The sequence below is a fragment of the Planktothrix sp. FACHB-1355 genome, from assembly GCF_014748295.1.
GTDB lineage: Bacteria > Cyanobacteriota > Cyanobacteriia > Cyanobacteriales > Aerosakkonemataceae > Aerosakkonema > Aerosakkonema funiforme_A.
Genome location: NZ_JACJUP010001334.1, coordinates 1 through 1,618, shown reverse-complemented (window position 1 = coordinate 1,618; position 1,618 = coordinate 1). Strand labels below are relative to the sequence as shown.

At 39.1% G+C, this 1,618-nt stretch carries 2 protein-coding genes; both read right to left on the bottom strand.

Annotation, left to right across the window (positions count from 1 at the left end):
• A partial coding sequence (locus H6S82_RS32120; protein WP_191057414.1) for a hybrid sensor histidine kinase/response regulator occupies window positions 1-891 on the bottom strand: 891 nt, incomplete at its 3' end.
• 7 nt (window positions 892-898) lie between these two features.
• Window positions 899-1,618, bottom strand: a 720-nt coding sequence (locus tag H6S82_RS32115; RefSeq protein ID WP_199318013.1) for a response regulator, incomplete at its 5' end; no start/stop codon positions are given.

Here is a 1,618-nt window from a genome sequence, read left to right as displayed (position 1 = left end):
CACCTGAATTTGCAATTTATCTGCCGAGAGATAATCAATTTTTAGTTCAACTTGAGCTTTTGAGGGAGAAAATTTGATTGCGTTGGAGAGGAGGTTATCGATAACTCGTCGGATCAGAGAATCATCCAAGTGAAATGTTTTTCCCGGTTTTGGCAGGTGAGCAATTAGTTTTATTTGATTCTGATTAGCAATTTGTTGAAATTCAGAAATAACATCTTTAGCGATATCGTATAAATCTACTTCTGTGCAGTTAAGTACCAGTTTACCTGCATCGAGTTTCGCCATGATTAATAAGTTATCGATGAGGAACTTTAAACGTTGTCCGGAACTAACAATTCGATCTATTCTTTTCTTTTGTTTTAGATCGAGATCGGCCATTGACAAAATATCGCAAGCAAACAAAATACTTGCTAAAGGATTGCGAAGGTCGTGAACGATCGCATATGCCATATCTTCTCTTAATTGCAGAGATGCTTCTTTAACTTGCAGCAATTCTTGCAGCATATCGTATTGATGTTTAATCCGCAGCATAGAACGAACTCTGGCTCGCAGTTCTATGCCACTGACCGGTTTGCTAATGAAGTCATCCGCACCCATTTCTAAACCTTTCGCTAAGTCTTCTTTCGCAGTTAATGCTGTCACCATGAGGATGGGGATATGCTGCCATTTGGGATTTGCTTTAATTGTGCGGCAAACTTCAAATCCATTGCATACAGGCATCATAACGTCAAGCAATATGACATCGGCCTGCTGCGCTTCCAGTTGACGAATTGCTTCGTCACCGCTGGCAGCGTAACGAAGATCGTATCCTTCTTTAAAGAGCAATATTTCGATAACATCAAAGTTATTTTGCTCATCATCTACTACTATTATAGATGCGGGTTTTTTCATGGCTATCTTACTCTATTGTGACATCTGGATAAACAAATTTATCGATGAGGTTTTTCAAATTTTTTAATCTCACAGGTTTAGTTAAATATTCATTTGCGCCGACACTTAAGCATTTTTCTTTGTCTCCTGGCATGGCTAAGGCAGTTAAGGCAATGATGGGAGTATTTATACCCTCATTACGAATCATTTGAATCGCTGTTAATCCATCTACTTGTGGCATTTGAATATCCATAAGAATCAATTGAGGTTGAAGTTTTCTGGTTAAATTAAAGCCATCTAAGCCATTACGAGCGACCGCAAATTGATAGCCTTCTTCTTGGAAATAATTAACAAATGTTTCGATATTCTCTTCGTTATCTTCTACCAACAAAAGCAAAGGAGATAGAGATTTTTTGGCGGTTAAACCAGTCTTAATAATTTCTGAGTTTCGCTCAGAATCGTTTCTCGGTAATATAGATAAAGCTCGATCGAGCTTGAGATTGCCTTGGTACGGTAACAAAACTGTAAATTCGCTACCTCGACCGAGTTCGCTGACTACAGAAACTTGGCCACCGTGCATTTCCACAATGCGCCGCACTAAAGCTAAACCCAAGCCGGTACCGGCGTATTGACGGTTCAATTTGCTGTCAATTTGAACAAAGGATTGAAAAAGTTTGCCAATGTCTTCTTCGGCAATGCCAATGCCAGTATCTTTTACCTTAAAAGATATCGTTTGCGTAGTTTGGCT